Consider the following 21,046-nt stretch of genomic DNA (forward strand, 5'->3'; position numbering starts at 1 on the left):
CACGGCTTGATTGCTTTGCCCTGCACAGCACAGCGGCCTCTCGGAGGGGAGGTCGCGTCTGTGAAGAGTGCGGTAGGCCCTGGTGTGCTGGTAGCGCCCTATGACTCTTTTTCCTTATCGTAGCCTTCCTCGAGCTTGGCGAACTCCTCCAGGGCGGCCCTGATACGGCCCTGCAGGCCCCGAAAACCTTCCATGCGGGCTCCAGTCAACAGCTCGAGGGCCTCTTCCGCCGTCTCGACCGCGTAGATGTGAAACTGCCGAGCGCGAATGGCCTCGAGCACCTCGGCCCGCAGGGTCAGGTTGGGAAGGTTGGCCCTGGGCAGAATCACCCCCTGGCTGCCGCTAAGGCCCAGGGTCTTGCATACCCGGAAAAAACCCTCCACTTTGGCGTTGATGGCCCCCACCGCCAGCACCTTGCCGGTCTGGTCTACCGCCCCCGTTACGGCCAGGTCTTGCCGAAGGGGGAAGTTGCCAATCGCCGACAGCGCCGCCACCAGCTCGGCCAGCCCCGCCGAGTCGCCTTCAATGGAAACATAACTTTGCTCAAAGGCCAGGCTGATGGTGGCCGGCAGGGGGCCGTTCTCCACATAACGGCTGCGCAAGTAGCCAGCCAGGGTCAGTACCGCCTTGTGGAAAATTTGCCCTCCCAGACCAGCCTCACGGTCTATAGAAATCAGATGGTCGCGGCCTGGGGCGGCCCGTGCGGTCAGTCGGGCCGGGCGGCCCCAGTAGGGCGCAGCTTCAACGACAACCAGGCTGTTTACTTCACCCACCGCTTTGCCGGTGGTGTGCAGGCTTACAGTCCCTTCTTGTACAGCACGCAAAAACTCTTCTTCGGAAAGGAAGTTTCGGTGGTCGCGGGCGGCCAGGGCTTTCTCGACGGCCTCGGCGCTGATAAGACCTTCGCCCAGGACAGCGGCTTCCTCGGCCAGGGCGCGAATCTCAACCAGCCGGGCATCCATGCGCTCGCGCTGCTCGACGCTGCGCCGGGCCTCGTCGAAGAGCCGGGTCAGGCCGCCCTGGGTGAGCTGGAAGCCCTGGGCCTGAAGCCACCCCCCCAGGGCCATCCGGTTCTCGGGGCTGGCCGGCAGGGTGGGCGAGAACTCGGCCCGTATACGGAACAGTTCGCTAAAGGCCGGGTCCTCTTCCAGGGCTTCAAAAGCCTCGTGGGTGCCCACCAGCATGACCTGCATCTGGATTGGGAAGGGCTCGACCTCGAGGCCCGCTGGGGCCTGGGGCTCGGTAACCGGCTCGACCTGCCCATTGCGCAAGGCCCGCTTGAAGGCTTCCCAGGTACCCTCCCGCCGGAGGCTCAGGGCGTCCAGAATCAGATACCCCCCCTGGGCGCGGTGAACCGCGCCGGGGCGAATCAGGTTGACATTGGTGCTCCATACTCCACGATCTACGATGTAGTCCAGCCGCCCAAAAAGCCGGGGGGCGGTGGCGTAGGGTTCGTAGACGATGGGGGGTGGGGTGCCGCTGCTGGAAGAGGTAAGCAGGTTGGGCCGCCACTGGGCCGGGTCGAGGGGTTCGCCAGTTTCGGCATAGCGGGCCAGGCGGGCCCGCAGGGCCTCGAGGTAGGCCCTGGCCTGGGGGAAGCGTTGAAACAGCGGCTCGAAGCGGTTGTTCAGGTAATGCAGCGCCCAGTCGCGGCGCAGCCGCCGGAGTGCGACCTCGAGCTCGGCAGCAGCAGCCAGGCTGCCCAGCGTAACCTCTTCCAGCCGGGCACTGAGTTCGGCTGGCACCGGGCCGGGGCCGGTAAACTCCAGCCTTTCGCCACTGACCGATAGGGCAAACCCCGCCGCCTGGGCTTCTTGCTGAAGCACGGCCAGCTGCTGCTCACGGGACTGTTTGAAGTGGGCCTCGAGCTGGGTTTTTTCCCGCAGAAAAGAGCCCTGGCGAAACAGCTCGTCCAGCCGATTGACCTCCAGGAGCAGGTTTTCCACGGCCTCGGCCAGATGGGTTTCCTGGCCGCTGGGCAGGGTCAGCACCGCCACCTTTCGCTCCGACAATGGCACATACAGCAGGTCGGGCGGGGTTTCAACGGTCTGGGTGCTCAGATAAGCCAGCAATGCCTCGTGTTTCCCCAGGCTGGAAGGCCCCACCAGATAGGCGTGGAAACCCCCACGAATCGCTATCTCCAGCGCATCCCTGGCCCGTTCCTGACCAAAAAAGGGTACTGCTGGCGGGAATAAGGCCATTTCGTCGGAATTTTCGCAAAATGTACGCCACTCCAGCGCCTCGTAAGAAAGCTTCATGCGGGACAAGTATACCCACAGCCGGGCAGTAAAGAATCTGGACAAGGCGCAGCAAAAAGCCCGGCCCAAGGCTTTCAGGCAAAACTCAAGCCTGTTATGCTGTTGCCAAAGGAGGCAACTACGCCATGTCTATGCGTGTTCTTGGGATGATTCTCGCGGGGGGGCAGGGTTCAAGGCTATTTCCCCTCACGGCCAAACGCGCCAAGCCTTCTGTGCCGTTTGGAGCGCGCTACCGCATCATTGACTTTGTACTCAACAACTTTCTGAACTCGGGCATCTACAGCATCTACGTGCTTACCCAGTTCAAAGCCCAGTCCCTGACCGAGCACGTGCAACGGCACTGGCGCTTTGGGGGCTTTCTGGAGGATGCCTTTATCCTGCTGGTGCCGGCCCAGATGTACCGCTACGAGGAGCTAGGGCCGGTCTGGTACCGTGGCACCGCCGATGCCATCTACCAGAACCTGCACCTCGTCAACAACCACAAACCCGAGAATGTGGCGATCTTTGGCGGCGACCACATCTTCAAGATGAACATCGCCCACATGCTCGATTACCACAACGACCACCGCGCCGACCTAACCATTGCTGCCTACCCGGTGCCCATCCAGGAAGCCAGCCGCTTTGGGGTGCTTCAGGTAGACGACCAGTGGCGCATGGTGGGCTTTCAGGAAAAGCCCAAAAACCCCACCCCCATCCCGGGCAAACCCGACCAGGCCCTGGTCTCGATGGGCAACTATATCTTCCGCACCGAAGCCCTGGTAGAGAAGCTCGAGCACGACGCCAGAGACCCCAACTCCTCGCACGACTTCGGCAAAGATGTAATCCCCCGCGCCCTGAGCGAGGGCTACCGCATCCAGGTCTACGACTTCAAGCGCAACCCCATCCCCGGCCAGCAAGGCCCCAACACCTACTGGCGCGATGTGGGTACCATTGACGCCTATTTTGAAGCCAGCATGGATCTGATTCAGGTTACCCCAGAGTTCGACCTGTACAACCCCGAATGGCCCCTGCGGGCGGCCAACTTCAACTCCCCACCGGCCAAGTTTGTGCACGAGGCCGGCGCCCGTACCGGGCAGGCTTTCAACAGCCTGATTGCCGGGGGCTGCATCATCTCCGGGGGCACCATCCGCGAGTCGGTGATTTTCCGTAGAAACCGCATCAACTCCTATGCCCTGGTCGAGCGCAGCGTGCTCTTCGACGAGGTGGAGGTGGGGCGCTACGCCAAGCTGCGCAACACCATCGTGGACAAAAACGTCATCATCCCCCCCCACACCGAGATTGGCTACGACCTCGAGGCCGACCGCGCCCGGGGCTTTACCGTCACCTCGGAGGGCATTGTGGTGGTGCCCAAGAGCTTTAGGTTCTAATGTGTGCTTATAGCCGATAGCGGTTTTGCTATGAGCTATCAGCCTTTGGCTACAGGCTTTTATGGACAAGCACCCTGGTAAGGTTTTTTATCGCCTGACGCGCATTTTCCCCGGAGACCAGCTACCGGGTGGGCGGGCCCCTGCGGCCAAGGTCTATGCCAATCCGCTGGAATCGGTAGAACTCGCAGAGCCCGCGCGCGACGGGGGGCCTTCCGTATGGCGGGTGCTGTCCAGGGTCGCGCCCACCACCCCCAAAGTGGGCTCCTCCATCACCCAGGCCGAGCTTTCGCAGGTGCTGGCCCCGCTGGCGGTGCGCCGGGGGGGGCGGGGCTATCCCTCGGCAGGGGGGGCCTATCCCCTCGAGGTCTACCTGGCCGTGCAGCACCTACAGGACACCTTCCAGGGCATCTACCACTACGCTGCCAAACAGCACCAGCTAGAACAGCTTTCCAGCCGCTTTGACCCCAAGGGTTGGAGGGCAGCCCTGATGGATCTGGAGGCGGTGGAAGCCTCGGCGGCGCTGGTGGTTTTTAGTGCCGTACCGGAGCGCTCCGAGGCGGTGTTTGGGCTGCGTGGGTTTCGCTATGCCCTGCTCGAGGTGGGTTACGCGGTGGGCGAGGTTATGGTGGCCGCCACCGCCCTGGGCCTGCAGGCCTACCCCGCCGAGACCTTCTACGACGAAGAAGTGCGTAAACTCCTTTCGCTGCCCGATACCGAGCATCCGGTGGTGGTGCTGCTGCTGGGCCGGTAGACCGCGGGTGCCCTCCTCCCCCAAGTAACGGTTAGGCCAGTGCCCCTCCTGGCAGCGGAAGGTAGGGCCTTCGCCTTCGCTTCGCGGCCATAGGCGGTATGCTTTGCTAGAGATGGACGCTCCAGAAGCGGTTTTTGTCTACGGCACCCTCAAGCAGGGCGAGCGCAACTTTTCGGTCTCGCGGCAGGCCGGCTGGGTGCGCTCGGAGCTGGCCTACATCGAAGGTTTCCGGCTGTTTCACATCCCCCAGGGCGATTTGCGGCCCTATGCCTATCCGGGGGTGGTGCAGGGGGAAGGGCGGGTTTTTGGCGAGGTGCAGTGGTTTGCCGACCTGTCCCATGCCTTAGAGCTGCTCGATGCGCTCGAGGACGAGGGCAGCGAGTACCTGCGAATCCCCACCACCGCCTACCTTTACCGCCAGGCCGCACAACCCTGTGCAGTCTGGCTGTATACCTACCCCAGCCTGCAAGCCGTGCAAAGCGTATCGGGCATCTGGCTGCCGGAGGGGGTCTGGCGTGAACAAACGCAGCCAAAAGGGTAGACTGCCTTAAAGCTTATGAAAGTCGCCTTTGTTGCCTCCGAGGCTTTCCCCTTCGCCAAAGTGGGTGGGTTGGCCGATGTGATCGGGAGTCTGCCCCAGGCCCTGCAGAGGCAGGGACTAGAGCCCACCATCTTTTTGCCCTGGTACTGGGGTATCCAGGGCTACTATGTGGGCGAGGCCTGGTTCAGCTTCGAGGGCCGCCGCGAGCAGATGGGCATCGGGCACGCCGAGCACAACGGGGTGCGCTACGTGCTGGTGGGTTTGGGGGATTTTGCCCGCGACAAGCCCTACGGCTACCCCGACGACTTCCGCCGCTTCGTGCGCTTCGCCCTGGCCACCGCCCATTTGCTGGGCGACTTCGACATCGTTCACGCCCACGACTGGCAGGCCGCCCTGCTGCCCCTGCTGCGCAACCGGGGCTGGTTCAAAGCCCGCACGGTCTATACCATCCACAACCTGGCCTACCAGGGGGTCTGGGGCTCCCAGGACTTCTACGCCTGGACCGGCCTGCCGGGCGAAACCTACTACGGGGCAGGCCTCGAGCACCACGGCTCGGTCAACCTGATGAAAGCTGGCATCGTGAACGCCGACGCCGTGACCACCGTCTCGCCCCGCTACGCCTGGGAGATTACCACCCCCGAAGGGGGCGAGGGGCTGGACGGCGTGCTGCGTGCACACCAGTGGAAGCTTCGGGGCATCTTGAACGGCCTCGATACCCACTACTGGAACCCCGCCACCGACCCCTACCTCCAGCACCACTACGACGCCAGTGATCTCTCGGGCAAGGCCCAGAACCGGGCCCTGCTGCTATCGGAGCTGGCCCTGGAAGACCGCCCCACCCTGGGGGTGGTCTCACGCTTTGCCCAGCAAAAAGGCATCGACCTGATTGCCGATGCGGTAGACGGCCTGATGGGCCTGGGCATAAACCTGGTGGTGCTGGGCAGCGGCGACCCCAACCTCGAGCGCACCTTCACCTGGATGGCCGCCCACCTCAAGGGTCGTCTGGCCTACGTGCAGGGCTACAACGAAGCCCTGGCCCACCGCATCTACGCGGGTTCCGACGGCTTCTTAATGCCCTCGCGCTTCGAGCCTTGTGGGCTGGCCCAGCTCATCGCCATGCGCTACGGAACCCCCCCGATTGTGCGGGCCGTGGGGGGCCTGTTGGACACGGTAAAGCACTGGGAAACCGGCTTTATGTTCGACGCGCTGGACGCAGGCGGCATTCTGCACGGGGTGCGGGAATTCCTCAAGCACCCCGACCGCGAGTCGGTGGCTAGGAAAGCCATGCAGCAGGATTTTTCCTGGGACAAGCCCGCCCGCGAGTATGTGGCCCTCTACCGGCAACTGCTGGGGATGTCATAGAGCAACGGGCTATAAGAACCCCGCCTGTGAAGAGTGCGATAGGCTCGCTCTGCCCGTTAGCTCCCCTCAGCCGGACGGTAGCGGGAAGGGTAGTTGACAATTTTGTCCCACTCGTCCGCCGTCGAACGGGCCACAAAGACCACCAGCTCCTCCTCGCCTATGTTGAAAACCTCGTGCGGCACGCCGGGTTTGATGTAGATAAAGTCGCCCGCCTGGTTGACGACTTCCTTTTCCAGATTCTCGCCAAAGGTGTGTTTGACTTTACCCTGCAGGATAAACAGCATCACCTCGAAGCCCTGGTGGATATGGGCATAGGCAATGCCTCCCGGGGGTACCGTGGCCACGTTGATGGAAAGGCCGGTCGAGCCCACATTTTTAGCGGACATGCCCTGCAGGTACTGGATGCCGTTCCAGCTCCGACTTTTGCCACCGCCACGAATCACGCTGATGCCGCCGTGGTCTTCTACTATGCCCGGGTCTATTGGCCCGGTTCCAGGGGTTTGCGCCATGCCGTATTTTACCCAGGCCCCGAAAGGCGCTAGGGCTCGAGCGCCAACCGCACCAGCCGGTCGAGCAGCGCCGGGTACTCGAGGCCGCTGGCCTGCCAGAGCTTGGGGTACATGCTGGTGGGGGTGAAGCCGGGGATGGTGTTGAACTCGTTGAGGTAGAGCTCACCTGTTTCCGCCAGGAAAAAATCCACCCGGGCCATGCCCCGCACCCCCAGGATGCGGTAGGCAGCAATGGCCGTGGCCCGAATTTTGTCCGAAAGTTCGGGGGCAATGGGGGCAGGCAGATGGAGCTGGGCTTTGCCCGCGGTGTACTTGGTCTCGTAGTCGTAAAACTCGGCCTGGTAGGTAATCTCGCCCACCACGCTGGCCTCGGCCTGGATATTGCCTAAAAGGGCCACCTCGAGCTCCCGCACCTTTTCTATCCCCTGCTCCACCAGCACCTTATGGTCCCAGGCAAAGGCCTCAGCCAGGGCCTTGGAGGCGTCCTGGTCGGCCTTGACCTTGGAGATGCCCACCGAGGAGCCGGTGTTGGCCGGTTTGACAAAGTAGGGCGGCGCGAAGGGCGGCCTGGAGGCAGGCTCGCCTTTGTAAAGGGTAACCCAGGGAACCACCGGTATGCCGGACTGCTGCAAAACCCGCTTGCAGAGGTCCTTGTCCATGCACAGCGCCGAACTGGCCACGCCTGCGCCCACGTAGGGCCGCCGCAGCAACTGCAAAAACCCCTGGATCACCCCATCCTCGCCCAGGGGGCCATGCAACAAGGGAAAAACCACCTCGTAATCCGGCCAGGGAATGGGGGGCGGGAAGGGGTGGCTACCATGCTCCGCGACCCCGGCCAGCAGGGCTTCGTGCGCGTCCTCCCCCAGCAGCCACCAGCCATCCTTGGCCATCACGGCCAGCTCGGTGGGGTGGGGCATGGCCGCCAGCACGCCCCGCGCCGAGGAGAGCGAGACCTCGTGTTCGCCGGGAGGGCCACCGGCCAGCAGCAAGACCCTCAAAGGGCCCTCCATGCCAGCCGGGTCATACAGAGCGGGGGCACCAGGAGTACGATGTGCAATTGACTCATATGGATGATGATACTATTCAAAGATGGTGGTGGGGCCTCGAGCTGTGCTAAAGGCCCATCCGAATATATCGCACTCTTCGCAGACGTTGCCTACCATCCTGGAGGCAACTGGGCTTTGCTGAACACAGCAATTCAAGTTGTGAGCGGTATGAAGAGTGCTCTAGACTGGGGTCATGAGTTGGATCGCTGTTTTCCTGGCCCTCTTCGTGCTCATCGCCCTGTTTGGCCTGGTCAACTACTGGGGCTACCGGCGGGTCGAGAAAGCCCAGCAGGCCTGGTTCCGCCAGGTGCTGGGTGAGGGGGTAGATGTGGAGCAGTTTTTGCAATCGGCCCCTTACGAATACAAACCCCTCAAAGGGAGCAAGGCCTACGGCATCGTGGACAAGCGTACCGGCGAGGAGGTCTGGCGGGTTAAAACCCCCGAGGAAGCCGAGGCCTGGATTGTGACCCACACCCTGGCCGAGCGCGGAAAGTTGCCGCAGGCCGAGCCGACGGGTTCGGAAAAGCCGAGCTAGGCTGATCTGTGCCCTACCGGGTATTTTTTTGGCACTTCGGGCAGAAGTGTGTTCCGCGCCCCCCCACTACGATCTTGGCGATCTTGCCTATGCAGCCTTTGCGATTGCAGGCTTGACCGGTGCGGTCGTAGGCGTTGTGCTGGAACTGGAAGTAGCCGGGTTCGCCGTCCGGTTGCTGGTAGCTCTGGTCGGAGAGGGTGGAACCGCCGGCCTCCACCGCCTCCCGCATCACCTCCCGGATCGCCCGGTACAGCCTTCGGATTTCGGGCTCCGAGAGCGAAGCCGCAGGCCGTTCGGGGTGAATTTTGCTCAGCCACAGCGACTCGTCGGCGTAGATGTTGCCTATCCCCGCCACCGCTTCTTGGGAGAGCAATACCTCCTTGATTTTTCGAGCGGTCTGGGCCAGGGCCTGTTTGAAGCCGGCCAGGGTAAAGTCCTGCGAGAGCGGCTCGGGCCCCATGCGGCCTAAGAGGCCAATCTCGTGGTAGTCGCCCGCCTCCACCACCCACCATTTTCCGAAGCGGCGGGGGTCGGTGTAATACAGGGTCTGGTGAGGCAGGTGCAGGGTCACTCGAGTATGCCGGTGTGGCTCAAAGCGAAAGCCGCCGGTCATACCCAGGTGAATAATGGCTTCCAGGCTCTTGTCGAGGTGCAGAATCAGGTACTTGCCCCGGCGCGAGGTGCCCAATACCTTGCGTCCCTCGGCCCGCTCGGTGTAGCGGTAACGGGCGGGGTCTTGGTGCAGTAGCTTCTGGATGCGCTGGCCCAGCAGGTAGGGCTCGAGGATGCGCCGGGTGGTCTCGACTTCGGGAAGCTCGGGCATGGCAACATACAGTTATACCAGCTATGTACAGGGAAAACCCTGCTGCACATGACCAAAACCAATAAGCGTAGACCTGGCAGGCATAAGGTGCTGGGGCCCATCGCACGAACCCATAAGGCCTGAGGTGGTTCTTGCCGGGCAGCAAAACAAGTTGGCAAACACACACTGCTGGGGTGCAGTCTCCTCTAAACTGCTCGCTGGCTATGATTACCATGTACACAACCTCCTGGTGCCCCGACTGCCATGCCGCCAAACAAGCCCTGGCAAACCTTGGTTTGCCTTTCAAGGAAGTCAATATCGAGCAAGACCCCAGCGCTTTAGAGCTGGTGATGAAGGTCAACAACGGCAAGCGCAGCGTGCCCACCCTGGTATATGGCGAGCATGCCGCCTCGTTGAGCCGGTTCTCTATGGGCAAGCTTAAGGCCTGGGTCGAGCAGGTTGGCCTTCGGCCAGGCCATATGAACCCTACCTGAAGCTTTCTGTTGAGTACAGGTCAAAACCGACTGGATGTAAAGCCCCGGCGGTGCTTCAGGGGCCTCAGCAAAAAGAACGCATTGGGGACATTTCTTATCACAGCGGTGACCCAGCCAAATTCGGTACAAGAAAACATGCCCAGTACAGCCAAAAAGCCGCACTGGGTACTTTACTATTGCTTGGTTAGCTTTTCCTCGCGGCTTCTACCGCGTTACGAAAAAATTCGAATACCTCCACTCTGGGCGCCGACTGGGCCTGGGCGGCAGGGGCAATGCGGTAGGAGGTGATCTCGAGGTCAATAAGGCCACTTTCGGCGCTGCTGGTAAGGCGAACGCTGGCACCAGCCGGCACCCGAAACCAGACCTCGAGTTCTTCCTGCAAAGGCAACAAAAGCGCATTGTCGGCCAGAGCGCCAGCCTGAATGCCTGGGAGGAAAATGGCACGGGCTTCGCGCGGTTCTTGAATCTCGAGCGTAAGGGGCGCAGCGCGTCCCGAAATGCCCACCCCTAAGGGGTTTTCCACGTAGACGTTGCCTTTGAGGCGCAGCAGCGAAGCTTCGTCGTGGCTGGCCCAAATAATGCCCGAGGTGGTGCCCTGGGAAGGGGTGCGTATCCAGCGCACATGCCGCCCATCCACCTCGAAGCCCTGCCCAAAGCGGGCTTCTTCCAGCAAGGCCAGTTCGCTGCCTCTGGCCACCCCACTTATGCTGGGCGACATCGGGAGGGTTTCGCTCATGCCCAGCCAGGCTTTAAGACCATAGCGTGTCCAGCCGGGCAGGGTATTGACAAATGTGCCCCAATCGGCGGTGTCACCGGCCATCAGGCGGTGGTATGCCTCGGCCATGCGCTGCTCCTCCATGGCGCACTGCAGGGCGGCCTGGCGGTGGTACTGCTGGCGCCGGCCCGGTTGCAGCCCCAGGTAGAGCACCCGGCGGCTGGCATCATCGGCAAACTGCCACTGGCCCGCATAAATCAGCCAGCCACGGCGCTCGAGCTCGTCGAGGTAAGGGGTGGCCTCGAGGGCATCCAGCAGGCCCTGGCTATAAGGGCCCGGATGCACCGATAGGCGCTCGAGGGCCAGGCGGGCCTCCAGCGAAAGCATCCGCGCCTCGAGCTGAACCTGCGCCCGCACCCGTTGGGGCAAGGGCAGCTCGGTACCGCTGTGGGGGACAGCCAGCAGCTCGCGCAGGTGGCCCGGCGAGCCTCCCGAAGCCAGAAACAAGCGCGCCGCCTGAGCAAAGGGCAGGTTCGAGAGCATAGAAGCCCGCGCCTCGGCCCAGGACAAAGGAGGCAGGGTAATGTAGCGGGTTCGCTCGGCGGGGTAGTGGCTCCTGAGCTCCAAAATCAGCTTGGGATCTTCGCCGTAGGAGGAGCGCTCCACCACCCATAGCCCGTCACGGTCGGTAAGGATGCGCTCCATCGAAACGTCGGTATAGGGCGGGCGCAGGTAATGCAGGGCCTTGCCGCCCCCGCGGGGGCCTTCCAGGAAGGGTATTCCCAGGACTTTAGCCAGGGCTTGGGCAAAGCCGTGCGCCCGGAGCCAGGCCGCCCGGTCAGAATCAGCACCGAGGGCAACGCAATTTGCGAGGCCACCTCCTGCACCAGGCGCTCGCGCCCCACAGTGCCGGAGCTGTTGGCCATGAGCTGCGAACGCTGGCCATCGAGCCAGGCCCTGAACTCCACCGAGATTTCTTCCAGCCCCTCCATGGGTGCCCCAGGCGAAGGGGTACGATCCAGCGTTACAAAGGGTGGGAGTTGCAGGGGGTCTTCGCCTGCTTTGAACAGGGTGTAGCCCAGGGGGGCCAAAGCCTGGCTCAGGCGGTGCAGTTCGACCCGCAGGTTCTGCGAGGCCGCTGAGTGTCCCCAGAGCAGGTCGGCTAGAACTTCGCGCCGGGTAGCCCCTTCCAACGCAAGATAATACAAAATGGCCAAACCCTTGCGTTGGAGCTTTAGCTCACGGCCTTGATACTCCAGCCGGGCCGGGCCCCATAGCTTAAGTTGGATAGGTCCTCCAGTTTTATTCATGTGTACGCTCCTTGCAAATTCCCTGGGAGGCCTGGTGGCTTGGTTGTAGCAAAAACCTGGCAGCGAAAATCCCGGCGTGAATGCCATGCTGGCCATGACCACTGGTTGTGCGGGGTACTATAAAAGCATTAGAGTGTATCACCAGGGCCGATCCAGCACGGGGTTCTTTGCGCAAACCTTGCCAGAAGACAGGCGTCACCAAATGGCTCGAGCCATCTCGAAAGGTGCTTTGTGCGTTACCTCTTTTTCCCAAAGCGTGAACTCCTTCGTTAAACCTCTCATGCAGGGTAACACGGTAAAAGCCAATCCCGTGTGCAAAATGCACATCCACGTAACACCGGCGTCCTGAAAGGAGGTTGTGCGTCATGCGCAGCCCTTACTGCACTTGTGATTAATAACCCCTGCTACCTGCCCGATTGTGAAAAAATCGAGCGAGTATGCCCCCAATAAAAATCTTGCTTCTTCTGGCGACCTTCGGCCTTGCCCTGGCGCAAAACCCCTCCTGGCCCCCCCGGCTCGAGCCGGGCCAGACTTGGCTGGTGGTGATAGGAAACACCAGCTGGACCGTTCAGCTGGGCGCAGCCCAGAACGGAGTCTATTCGGCCAAGGCCGAAGGCCCTAATGCCCGCGAGGCCCAGGTGGGCTTCTTTACCAGGTTCGCCATTGGTCAAACCGCAAACAGTCCCGGAACGGTCTTTCAAAATGTTCTGGTCTTCGACTTCAAAGCCTCTCCCGAAGGGCCCGGCTTTAACTGCATCCTAAGTTCCCTTAACGAAGGTTCGGCCCGCTTTGCAAACAACCCTACTGCCGCTAGCTTTACCCCATGTCGCGCTGTCCTTCAGGTGGCCTCGGCCAGGCCTGCCTGGCCCCCTCGGCTCGAGCCGGGCCAGGTCTGGAACTTCACCCTCGAGGCCCAGGGCCAGCGCTTTGCCTGGAACGTGCGGCTGGGCGCAGCCCAGAATGGGGTCTTCGAGGCCCAGGCCCAGGGCGTAGACACCCGCCCCGCCCAGGTGGCCTATTTTGCCGATACCCTGCCGGGCACCAGCTACAAAAACGTGCTGGTTTTCGACTTTAAAGCCCCGACCACCCCCTCGAGCTTTGCCTCACCCTTCACCTGCCTGATCCAGCCCGACGGCAAGGGTACGGTAGCGCTGGCCGGGGTGCCCTGCACCGCCACCCTGGGCAGCGCCAGCAGCGGTACCTCGGGCGCAGCTGGGGCCCCCGTCTGGCTCAAGGAAGCCCGCAAAGAGCCAGTGGCCGGCCAGGTCTGGCGGCTCGAGGCCTTTAACGTGGCCTGGAACCTTACCCTGAGCAAAGCCGAAAGCGACGGGTTTTCCGGCACGGCCCGAATCGTGGAAAACCGCAGCGGCGACCCGCTCCCTGCCGACTGGGCTTTTCGCCTGACCTACGTGGGCCGTACCGTTCGACTCGATGTTTCCGCCGGGCAAGCCAGCATCTCCTGTCTGCTGGAAGAGCAGTACCAAAACGCCGTGAATGGCGTGCTACGTGGGGAGGCCAACCTCTACAGCCAGGGGCAGCAGGGCAGCCGTGGTCAGGCGGGTTGCCGGGTGGTTCTGAGCACAAGATAGAGCGCTCTTCACTGAGCTGCTCACAACCCGATTGCTTTGTCCTGCACAGCACAGTGGCCTCCCGGATGGGAGGCCACGCCTGTGAAGAGCGCAATAAGCTACATCACCTCGGGTGCTTCCAAACCCAGCAGGCCCAGCCCCTGCTTGAGGGTCTGGCGCAGGGCCTTGACCAGTTCCAGCCGTACCCCACGCAGCCCTGGGGGCGCGGTCAGCACCGGCGTAGCGGGTTTGCCGTCGGGGGTTTTGGCGTTGTAGAAGCTACTCCAGGCCGCGGCCAGCTCGAGCAGGTACTGGGCCACGATGTGCGGCGCTTTGTTGCGGGCAGCATCCTGCACGGCCTCGGGAAAACGGAGCAGGGTCTTGGCCAGGGCCACCTCGTATGGGGTGGCCTGGGCGAAGTCGGCTTCTTCCTGCAAAACCCCCTGCTCTTCGGCTTTGCGCAAAATCGAGCCCGCACGGGCATAGGCGTACTGGATGTAAGGGCCGGTATCGCCTTCGAAGCTCAGGGCCTGGTCGTAGCGGAAGTCAATTTGCTTTTTGGCCTCGGTTTTGAGCATGGCAAACCGCACTGCGCCCACCCCAATTTGTTCGGCGGCTTGCTGGGGGCTGGGGTGGTCGGGGTTTTTTTCCGCAATCACCGCGCGCACACGCTTGACCGCTTCGTCCATCACCTCGTCCACCGAGACCACGATGCCCTTGCGCCCCGACATCTGCCTGCCCTCCAGCAGCACCGTCTCGTAGGCCAGGTGAAAGCATTTTTCGGCCAGGTCGTGCCGCCCTTCGACCTCGAGCGAGGCCTGCACCACCCGCAGGGCATGGCTCTGGCGGGCATCCACCACGTTGATGGTCTCGCTGGCCCCGCCAAAGGGCATGTGCACCCCTGCGGGATGGGTGCTGTAGAGGGTGGTGCCGCTGGGCTGGGTATCGTACTCCACAAACTTGATGCCCTCCAGCAGGCCCATCTTCCAAAACTGCAGGGCGATGTCCTTGGCGGTATAGGTCGAGGTACCGTTGGAGCGAATGAGCACCAGGTAGGGGTCTTCCAGGCCCGGAATAAAGGCGCTGGTATCCATGACCAAAGCGCCCGCATACTTACCCTCGCTGGGGCGCGAGACGTAGGGGGAGCTTTCCAGCGCCTTCATGGCCTTACCCAAAAGCCCTTCCCGCACGATATCGGACTCCCAGACCAAAGCGTTGTACTCGGCCCCCAGGCGGTACATGGTCTGTAGCTGGGCCCGCAGAATTTTGTCCACCTCGCCGCGCAGTTCCCCCGCTTCCAGGCGGTGCAGCGTCTGGCCCACCCCCTGCTCGATGACCGCTTTCTGCTCAGGGTCTTCCATAGCCTGGTGCAGCCGCACGTAGGCCTGGCCCACCCAGTGGTCGTACTTGACCTGGGCAGGCGCTTCCTTCAGGCCAAAATACTGCAGGGCAAATAGGCTCTCGGCCGCCTGCCGCCCGGTGTCGTCGATGTAGTTCATCACCTCTACCTGGCGGCCCGCGAAACGCAGAATTCGCGCCAGGGAGTCGCCCAAGCAGATGTTGCGCAGATGCCCAACGTGCAGCTCCTTGTTGGGGTTGACCGAGGTGTGCTCTAAAAGTACCTTGCCCTCGGTTCTGGGAAAAGGGGCCAGTGGCAGGGCAGCCGACTGCACCAGGAAGGCCGGCTCGAGCTCAAAATTGAGGTACCCCCCCACCACAAAGGTGCGCCTGACCCAGGCAGGGAGCTGGATGTTTTGCAGCAGGTCGGCGGCAATCTGGGGCGGGGCTTTGCGCAGGGTGCGGGCCAGGCTCATGGCCACCGGCGTGCCGTAGTCGCCTTCCTTGTCCGCTGGGGTTTCCTGAACAACAATTTCGGGCCATTCACGCAAACCCAGTACCCTCAGGGCCTGGGCGATGGCTTCTTTGAGCTGGGACTTGATCTCGGGGCGAGATGCTAACACCGAAATAGGATAGCAGATAGATTCCCCTGTGCTTCTGCGGACAGTAGTATGAGCCTGTGAAGCCTATCGAGCACCTACAGCCTCAACTTCCGGCCATTCTGCGAGACCTCGAAGCCATCGTGACCCTCGAGGCCCCCTCCCACGACCTGGGTGGCCTGGCTAAAGTGGCCGACTGGATTGCCACTCAGTTTGGCCCTTTGGGAAGCCTGGAGCGCGAAGAAACCCCCAACGGCCCGCTGCTGCGGGTACGCATTCCGGGCTCGGGCAAAAAGGTGCTGGTGCTGTGCCACTTCGACACCGTGCATCCGGTGGGGGCCTTTGCCGTGCCCTGGAAGATCGAGGGCGAGCGGGCCTATGGCCCCGGCGTCTACGACATGAAGGGCAACATCGTGCAGCTATTGTGGGCTTTACACACCAACCAGGCCCTGGGGCTGGGCCTGCCTGCGCTCGAGCTCCTCTTCACCCCGGACGAGGAAGTGGGCTCCATGGCCTCACGTGGGGCCATCGAGGCGGGCGCGCTACGCAACGACCTGGTGCTGGTGCTGGAAGCCCCCATGGGCAACGGCGACCTCAAGGTGGCCCGCAAGGGGGTGGGCCAGTACCGCCTCACCGCCCAGGGCAAACCGGCCCACCAGGGGGTCGAGCCCGAGAAAGGGGTTAACGCCATCGTCGAGCTGGCCCACCAGATTCCCAGGGTGGTGGCCCTGCAGGACGGGGAGAAGGGCACCACCCTGGGGCCCAACGTGATCAAGGGGGGCACCACCAGCAACGTGGTGGCGGCCACGGCCTGGGTGGAGATCGACCTGCGGGTCTGGACTTTGTCCGAGGCCGAGCGGGTCGAGCGCGCGCTTAAGGCCCTGCAACCGGTGCTGCCCGGGGCCACCCTCTGGCTGGAGGGCGGCCTGAACCGACCCCCCATGGAACCTACCCCCGCCTCGCTCGAGCTCTTCGAGCGGGCCCGGCGCATCGGGGCCGAGCTAGGGCTACAGCTTGGCCCGGGGCGGGTGGGAGGCGGCTCGGATGGCAACTTTACCGCTGCTTTGGGGGTACCCACCCTGGACGGGCTGGGCCTGTTCGGCGAAGCGGCCCACCAGCTCAGCGAGAACGTCTACATCCCGCAAATTCCCGCCCGCATCGCCCTGCTCTCGGGCCTTTTGCACGAACTGGCCCAATGAAGCTCTCCCCCAGTGCCCAGAAGGTGCAGGAAGCCCTGCATCGGCGGGGCTTTGACCACCTGCAGGTGCAGGAGCTGTCGGCCTCAACCCGCACTGCCCAGGAAGCCGCCAGCGCGGTGGGTTGTGCGGTGGGCCAGATTGTCAAGTCGCTCATCTTTAGGGGGGCAACCAGCACCAAGCCCTATCTGCTGTTGGTCTCGGGGGCCAACCGGGTAGACCTGCCTCGGCTCGAGGCCTACCTGGGGGAGCAGTTAGAAAAGCCCGATGCCGAGTATGTGCGCCGGGTAACCGGCTTTGCCATTGGCGGAGTGCCACCCATCGGCCATACCCAGCCCCTAGAAGCCCTGTTTGACCCCGACCTGCTCGATTACGAGCGCATTTACGCCGCTGCCGGAACCCCCTTTGCGCTGTTTGGCCTCTCGCCACAAGAGCTGCTGCAGCTTACCGGGGGGCGCGTGCTGGCCCTCAAGTAAAGCGGGGGCTAAACCCAGCTTACCGCCCCAAAGGTGTCCTCGCGGCGGGGGCTGGTGGAAAACATTACCACTGGGGTCTGGGTATAGTCTTCGATAAGCTCGATAAAATGCTTCACGCTCGAGGGCAGCCCCTCGCGGCTGCGGATGCCCTCGAGGTTGCCCCAGCCGGGAATTTCCACGTACTTCACGCTGCCGTCGGGGCGGTGCTCGACACCCACTTTAACCACCGGAAAGCCCGAGAGCACATCCAGCTTGGTGAGCACCAGGCCATCGAAACCGTTGACCTCGCAGGCGTATTTGAGCAGCACCAGGTCGAGCCAGCCGGTGCGCCGGGCCCGCCCGGTGGTCACGCCAAACTCACCGCCCTTCTGCCTTAGATATTCGTCTTCTTCACCAAAAAGCTCGGTGGGGAAAGGGCCGTTGCCCACCCGGGTGGCATAGGCCTTGGCCACCCCATAGACCTTATTGATGGCCTTGTGGCTTACCCCAGTTCCAACGATAATTCCCCCCACCGTAGGGTGCGAGCTGGTCACGTAGGGGTAGTCGCCGTAGTTGAGGTCCAGGAGGGTGGCCTGGGCGCCCTCAAAAAGCACCTTCTTGCCCTGCTTGAGGGCCTCACGCAACAGCTGTCCGGTATCGGCGATATGAGGGGCCAGCATCTCGCGCATCCGGTAGAGGTCGGCCAGGGCCTTTTGGGGGGTATCCCAGCCCGCTTCTCTAGTCGAATTGGGTTTTTCGGTGAGCAGGGTTTGCACCCGCTCTTTGAGCACCGCCTCGTCGAGCAAATCGCCCGCCCGGATGCCCACCCGCCGGGCCCGGTCGGAGTAGGCCGGCCCGATACCCCGTTTGGTGGTACCCACAAAGTTGTTGCGGGCCTCCACAGCCTTGTGGTGGGGCAGCACCAGGTGGGCCTTATCCGAGACCAGCACCCGGGGGTTCAGGCCCTCGGCCCGGATGTTCTGCATCTCCTCGGCGAAGCGGTAGGCGTCAATGACCATCCCGTCGCCCAGCACGTTGGTGGCCTGGGGGTGAATGACCCCGGTGGGCAGGAGGTTCAGCTTGAAGGTTTTGCCCTGGGCCACCACGGTATGGCCGGCATTGGCCCCGCCCTGGTAGCGCACCACAAAGTCGGCATCCTCGGCGAGGGCGTCGGTTACTTTGCCTTTTCCTTCGTCGCCCCACTGGGCTCCAATAATGGCGATTCCTGGCACGGAATATAGCCTAAGCCCAAAGGCCGAAAGGGAAAAGCCCTTGACTACAAACCAGGCAGCAGCAGGCTGAGGTAAAAGCGCGGCCCGGCCTCCCCCAGGCCCTGGGCCCCGCCCAGGGCCACGCTGCCCCCAGGGGCAAGGTAGAACAGGGTCAGGCCAAGGCGCAGCTCCGCCCCCAGCGAGAAGCGGGTCTGCTCGAGGCGCAGGGGTGAGCCGGCCACCCCCGCATCCATAAACACAGCGAGGCTCAGGTCGTCGAAGAACACCGGCCAGTTGCCCAGTCCGCGCTCGAGGCTCCAGGGCGGCAGGCGGTACTCGAGCGAGCCCACCAGGGCCTGCTGGCCCCGCAGCTGGCCCGGCGCGTAACCCCGCACTGCCAGGGGCGGCTGGCCTCCAGCAACCAAGGGCAAGGCCCCCAGGTCGAAACCATCGTAGGCCAGGGGCGAGGTGGTGAAGCCCCCTCCCAGGCGCAAGCCTATAACATGGGTGGCCTCGAGCGGCAGCCGCATCTGCAAGCCCAAGGCCCCCTGCACGCTATAGCGCCAGTCCGGGCTGCCCTCCCGCACAAAAGCCGTGCCCAGCAGGCTCAGGCTGCTGCGCAGGCGAAAGAGATCGCTGGCCGTGGTATCGGATACCCGAATGCGGGCCGAGAAGGCATGGGTAACCGTGTTCTGGTTGGGGTCGAGGGCGGGCTCGAGCAGATCCGTGCGCACGTACTGCATATCCAGGCCCCCCTGCGCCGACCAGAACGAAGCACCCACGCCCTGGGCGCTATCCCGGCCCGCCCCCACCGCCTGCAGCACCAGCGGAAACCCCAGGCCGGCGTACTGGTAGGCCAGGTTGTAGTAGACCCCACGAAAATTGCTGTCGAAGCCGGCCCCTACCGAATAGGCATGGATGCCCACGGGGTCGGAGGCCGCAAACGAAGCACCCAGCACCGCCGAAAGGCCAAACCCACCCACCCCGATTCCAGCGGTGGGTAGCCAGTAGAGCGGGCGCAGGTAGGGGAAGGGGTTGTAAGCCTCCCCCTGTGCAGCCTCGGCGGGCCTGAACTCCGGCAGGGGTTCGCGCTCCAAAGCTATGCGCTTCCAGGTGCGGGGGTCATAGGCCACCTGGTACAGGTTGTAGCCGGCCTCATCGTAGCCGGTAAAGATGAGGTGCTGCTTGCTGTGGGAAATGGTGGGCTGGAGGGCCCCGGTGAGCAGGTTGGTTACCTGGAACACCGCCCCGTCTTCGAGCCGGTAGGCGTATAGGTTGTACACCCGGTTCACATCGCTGCTGTAGATCACATAGCGCCCATCCGGGCTAAAAACCGGGTCGGCTTCGACGTTTTTGTCCTGGGTGAGGGGGGTCAGGGCGCCGGTTTGCAGGGTGTAGCGGTAGAGGTCCTGAAAGCCCCCACGCCGCAACAACGAGAGCACCAGTGAGTTGCCGTCCGGCGCTACCGCGAATGAGTGCACCACCCCGTCCTGGTGGGGGAAGCTACGCAGGGGCTGGATGCGCCCGAGTTCGATAAAGTAGCGGGCCAGCTCGGTCGAGCCGTCCGGGGTGTTTTTGGCCAAAAAAATGCTCTGGCCGTCGGGGGCATAGCGGGCATAGTAGACCCGCTCGCCGCTGGTCAGGCGCTTGACGCTGCCCTCTAGGCGGTCGTACTGGTAGAGGTCGCTGCCCACAAAGTAGGGGCTGGCCGCCCGGCTGGCGGTGAAGAGCAGGTAGCGCCCGTCCGGCGACCACTGCGGGTACTGCGCCGGGCCGTTCACCAGCTCCCGTTCTTTTTCATTCACCACCAGCCGCAGCCCGCTGCGCAGGGGTGAGGCGTGGGCGTAGACCAGGCCATTGGCGGAGTCGGTGGGCGCTTCGCTAAAAAACCCCAGCGCGCTGAGCTTTTGCACCGGGGTCAGCCCTTCGGCCCGTATGCGGGCAATCTCGCCTTCGAACTGGCCGGGCAGCCAGCGCACGAAGTCGGCGTAGATCTGGTCGAGCGAGACCCCAAAGGCCTTCAGGAAGGGCTGGTTGAAGTCCTTGAAGGCCAGCATCCCGGCGTTGGCCTCGGTAAAGCGGCGGTAGGCATCCTCGCCGAAGCGCACCTCGAGGTACTGCACCAGCCAGGCGCTGTAGTTGTAGACCAGGAAGCCCAGGGGGGGCCAGGCCGAGCGGCTGTAGGCCTGGCGGATCTCGTCGAGGCTGGGAAACCTGCCCGAGATGACCATCTGGCGCAGCATCATGCGGGTGGTGGCGTCGTTCAGGCGCGACTCGCCCAGCTTTTTGTGCTTGAGGTAGAGCACCGTGCCCTCTACAAAAGGAAAGGGCTTAACCGCGCTCTGGGCGGGCAGTTGCCCAAAGATGCGGGTGCGGTCTTTGAGGGGGCCGCGCACCTGCGAGAGGTCGAAGATGTGCGCGATCTCGTGGAAAATGACCGTCTCCCACCAGGAGGAAAGCCGGGGGTTGAACAGGTCCGAACTGCGGAACTGCCCGGTAAAAATGCCCACCCGGTTGTTGGCTGGGTTGGCAAAGCCATTGAGGGTATCGCCCACGTCCGAGAGCACCAGGCTGATCCGCCCCGGCGGCTCCTCGAAGTCGGCTTTGAGCAGCGCGTAGGCCTTTTCGGCGTAGATGGCGGCCTCGCTGGCCACGCGCTCGAGGCCCGCGTGGTAATGAATGTCGAAATGCTCGGTGCGCAGGGTGAACCAGCGCTTGGTGGGGTCGAACTGGGCCAGGGCCAGCGAGCCAAGCAGCAAAGCAACGGCCAGTAAGCGCAGCATTGGGCCCAGTATAGGCAGATCAGATGAAAGATGGTGTAGGACGCCCCTGTAATACCAGATTCGGTTAGTTCGTCACCGAATGGTGGCGAACTAACCCGACCAAAGGGAGTGCTCTAGGATTCAAAAAGATAGCCTCTTACGCCAATTCGGAAAAGGACTTGACACCCAGTGGAAAATAAGGGACGGGGGTGAGTTATGCGACATTA

At 63.0% G+C, this 21,046-nt stretch carries 18 protein-coding genes; 9 read left to right on the forward strand and 9 right to left on the reverse strand.

From position 1 onward, the window contains the following. Positions 1-98 precede the first annotated feature (98 nt). Positions 99-2,258 carry an AAA family ATPase gene (locus tag ABWU19_RS07410; RefSeq protein ID WP_435901069.1) on the reverse strand — a complete coding sequence of 720 codons (2,160 nt, stop codon included), beginning with the start codon at positions 2,256-2,258 and terminating at the stop codon, positions 99-101. A 125-nt stretch (positions 2,259-2,383) separates the two neighbouring features. Between ABWU19_RS07410 and glgC the strand changes: the two genes are divergently transcribed. The 4 genes from glgC to ABWU19_RS07430 all read left to right on the forward strand — a co-directional run bounded on the left by glgC (position 2,384) and on the right by ABWU19_RS07430 (position 6,279). Then, positions 2,384-3,625, forward strand: a complete 1,242-nt coding sequence (gene glgC, locus ABWU19_RS07415; protein WP_435901070.1) for a glucose-1-phosphate adenylyltransferase — start codon at positions 2,384-2,386, stop codon at positions 3,623-3,625. A gap of 61 nt (positions 3,626-3,686) precedes the next feature. Next, positions 3,687-4,376, forward strand: coding sequence for a SagB/ThcOx family dehydrogenase (locus ABWU19_RS07420; protein WP_435901071.1), 690 nt, complete (start codon positions 3,687-3,689; stop codon positions 4,374-4,376). A 112-nt stretch (positions 4,377-4,488) separates the two neighbouring features. Beyond that, positions 4,489-4,917, forward strand: a complete 429-nt coding sequence (locus ABWU19_RS07425) for a gamma-glutamylcyclotransferase family protein (RefSeq protein WP_435901072.1) — start codon at positions 4,489-4,491, stop codon at positions 4,915-4,917. A 15-nt stretch (positions 4,918-4,932) separates the two neighbouring features. Beyond that, complete coding sequence (locus ABWU19_RS07430) at positions 4,933-6,279, forward strand: glycogen synthase (RefSeq protein ID WP_435901073.1); 1,347 nt, start codon at positions 4,933-4,935, stop codon at positions 6,277-6,279. Between the two features lie 56 nt (positions 6,280-6,335). On the opposite strand, the gene ABWU19_RS07435 is transcribed toward ABWU19_RS07430, so the two are convergent. Next, positions 6,336-6,788, reverse strand: a complete 453-nt coding sequence (locus ABWU19_RS07435) for a cupin domain-containing protein (RefSeq protein WP_435901074.1) — start codon at positions 6,786-6,788, stop codon at positions 6,336-6,338. Between the two features lie 29 nt (positions 6,789-6,817). Beyond that, positions 6,818-7,786, reverse strand: a complete 969-nt coding sequence (locus ABWU19_RS07440) for a D-alanine--D-alanine ligase family protein (protein WP_435901075.1) — start codon at positions 7,784-7,786, stop codon at positions 6,818-6,820. A gap of 241 nt (positions 7,787-8,027) precedes the next feature. Here ABWU19_RS07440 and ABWU19_RS07445 point away from each other — a divergent pair, with 241 nt between their 5' ends. After that, positions 8,028-8,369: a hypothetical protein gene (locus tag ABWU19_RS07445; RefSeq protein WP_435901076.1), complete on the forward strand. Its 342-nt coding sequence runs from the start codon at positions 8,028-8,030 to the stop codon at positions 8,367-8,369. 13 nt (positions 8,370-8,382) lie between these two features. Here ABWU19_RS07445 and ABWU19_RS07450 read toward each other — a convergent pair whose 3' ends face one another. Next, positions 8,383-9,192: a DNA-formamidopyrimidine glycosylase gene (locus ABWU19_RS07450; protein WP_435901077.1), complete on the reverse strand. Its 810-nt coding sequence runs from the start codon at positions 9,190-9,192 to the stop codon at positions 8,383-8,385. A 203-nt stretch (positions 9,193-9,395) separates the two neighbouring features. Between ABWU19_RS07450 and ABWU19_RS07455 the strand changes: the two genes are divergently transcribed. Next, positions 9,396-9,665, forward strand: coding sequence for a glutaredoxin family protein (locus ABWU19_RS07455; RefSeq protein ID WP_435901078.1), 270 nt, complete (start codon positions 9,396-9,398; stop codon positions 9,663-9,665). Positions 9,666-9,849: 184 nt separating this feature from the next. On the opposite strand, the gene ABWU19_RS07460 is transcribed toward ABWU19_RS07455, so the two are convergent. Both ABWU19_RS07460 and ABWU19_RS07465 read right to left on the reverse strand, forming a co-directional pair. After that, positions 9,850-11,085, reverse strand: a complete 1,236-nt coding sequence (locus tag ABWU19_RS07460; protein ID WP_435901079.1) for a hypothetical protein — start codon at positions 11,083-11,085, stop codon at positions 9,850-9,852. Then, a complete protein-coding gene (locus ABWU19_RS07465; RefSeq protein ID WP_435901080.1) occupies positions 11,010-11,690 on the reverse strand; it encodes an AfsR/SARP family transcriptional regulator in 681 nt (226 codons plus the stop codon). The genes ABWU19_RS07460 and ABWU19_RS07465 overlap by 76 nt, the downstream gene beginning before the upstream one ends. 437 nt (positions 11,691-12,127) lie before the next feature. On the opposite strand from ABWU19_RS07465, the gene ABWU19_RS07470 reads away from it, so the two are divergent. Next, positions 12,128-13,279: a hypothetical protein gene (locus tag ABWU19_RS07470; RefSeq protein ID WP_435901081.1), complete on the forward strand. Its 1,152-nt coding sequence runs from the start codon at positions 12,128-12,130 to the stop codon at positions 13,277-13,279. Positions 13,280-13,377: 98 nt separating this feature from the next. On the opposite strand, the gene ABWU19_RS07475 is transcribed toward ABWU19_RS07470, so the two are convergent. Next, positions 13,378-15,219, reverse strand: a complete 1,842-nt coding sequence (locus ABWU19_RS07475) for an arginine--tRNA ligase (protein WP_435901082.1) — start codon at positions 15,217-15,219, stop codon at positions 13,378-13,380. A gap of 56 nt (positions 15,220-15,275) precedes the next feature. On the opposite strand from ABWU19_RS07475, the gene ABWU19_RS07480 reads away from it, so the two are divergent. Then, positions 15,276-16,394 carry a M20 family metallopeptidase gene (locus ABWU19_RS07480; protein WP_435901083.1) on the forward strand — a complete coding sequence of 373 codons (1,119 nt, stop codon included), beginning with the start codon at positions 15,276-15,278 and terminating at the stop codon, positions 16,392-16,394. Further along, on the forward strand, positions 16,391-16,867 hold the full coding sequence (locus ABWU19_RS07485) for a YbaK/EbsC family protein (RefSeq protein ID WP_027876323.1): 477 nt from the start codon (positions 16,391-16,393) through the stop codon (positions 16,865-16,867). The genes ABWU19_RS07480 and ABWU19_RS07485 overlap by 4 nt, the downstream gene beginning before the upstream one ends. 8 nt (positions 16,868-16,875) lie before the next feature. Here ABWU19_RS07485 and ABWU19_RS07490 read toward each other — a convergent pair whose 3' ends face one another. Beyond that, on the reverse strand, positions 16,876-18,078 hold the full coding sequence (locus ABWU19_RS07490; protein WP_027876324.1) for an adenylosuccinate synthase: 1,203 nt from the start codon (positions 18,076-18,078) through the stop codon (positions 16,876-16,878). A gap of 44 nt (positions 18,079-18,122) precedes the next feature. Then, positions 18,123-20,840: a hypothetical protein gene (locus ABWU19_RS07495; RefSeq protein WP_435901084.1), complete on the reverse strand. Its 2,718-nt coding sequence runs from the start codon at positions 20,838-20,840 to the stop codon at positions 18,123-18,125. Positions 20,841-21,046 lie beyond the last annotated feature (206 nt).

The organism is Meiothermus cerbereus (assembly GCF_051297115.1).
Lineage (GTDB): Bacteria > Deinococcota > Deinococci > Deinococcales > Thermaceae > Meiothermus > Meiothermus cerbereus_A.

Bases quoted from the DNA above. Each gene is read 5' to 3' on its own strand.
- ABWU19_RS07435 (WP_435901074.1), bottom strand. From the start codon at position 6,788: ATGGCGCAAACCCCTGGAACCGGGCCAATAGACCCGGGCATAGTAGAA.
- ABWU19_RS07430 (WP_435901073.1), top strand. From the start codon at position 4,933: ATGAAAGTCGCCTTTGTTGCCTCCGAGGCTTTCCCCTTCGCCAAAGTG.
- ABWU19_RS07450 (WP_435901077.1), bottom strand. From the start codon at position 9,192: ATGCCCGAGCTTCCCGAAGTCGAGACCACCCGGCGCATCCTCGAGCCC.
- ABWU19_RS07460 (WP_435901079.1), bottom strand. From the start codon at position 11,085: ATGGAGCGCATCCTTACCGACCGTGACGGGCTATGGGTGGTGGAGCGC.
- ABWU19_RS07465 (WP_435901080.1), bottom strand. From the start codon at position 11,690: ATGAATAAAACTGGAGGACCTATCCAACTTAAGCTATGGGGCCCGGCC.
- ABWU19_RS07495 (WP_435901084.1), bottom strand. From the start codon at position 20,840: ATGCTGCGCTTACTGGCCGTTGCTTTGCTGCTTGGCTCGCTGGCCCTG.
- ABWU19_RS07420 (WP_435901071.1), top strand. From the start codon at position 3,687: ATGGACAAGCACCCTGGTAAGGTTTTTTATCGCCTGACGCGCATTTTC.
- ABWU19_RS07410 (WP_435901069.1), bottom strand. From the start codon at position 2,258: ATGAAGCTTTCTTACGAGGCGCTGGAGTGGCGTACATTTTGCGAAAAT.
- ABWU19_RS07470 (WP_435901081.1), top strand. From the start codon at position 12,128: ATGCCCCCAATAAAAATCTTGCTTCTTCTGGCGACCTTCGGCCTTGCC.
- ABWU19_RS07425 (WP_435901072.1), top strand. From the start codon at position 4,489: ATGGACGCTCCAGAAGCGGTTTTTGTCTACGGCACCCTCAAGCAGGGC.
- glgC (WP_435901070.1), top strand. From the start codon at position 2,384: ATGTCTATGCGTGTTCTTGGGATGATTCTCGCGGGGGGGCAGGGTTCA.
- ABWU19_RS07445 (WP_435901076.1), top strand. From the start codon at position 8,028: ATGAGTTGGATCGCTGTTTTCCTGGCCCTCTTCGTGCTCATCGCCCTG.
- ABWU19_RS07455 (WP_435901078.1), top strand. From the start codon at position 9,396: ATGATTACCATGTACACAACCTCCTGGTGCCCCGACTGCCATGCCGCC.
- ABWU19_RS07485 (WP_027876323.1), top strand. From the start codon at position 16,391: ATGAAGCTCTCCCCCAGTGCCCAGAAGGTGCAGGAAGCCCTGCATCGG.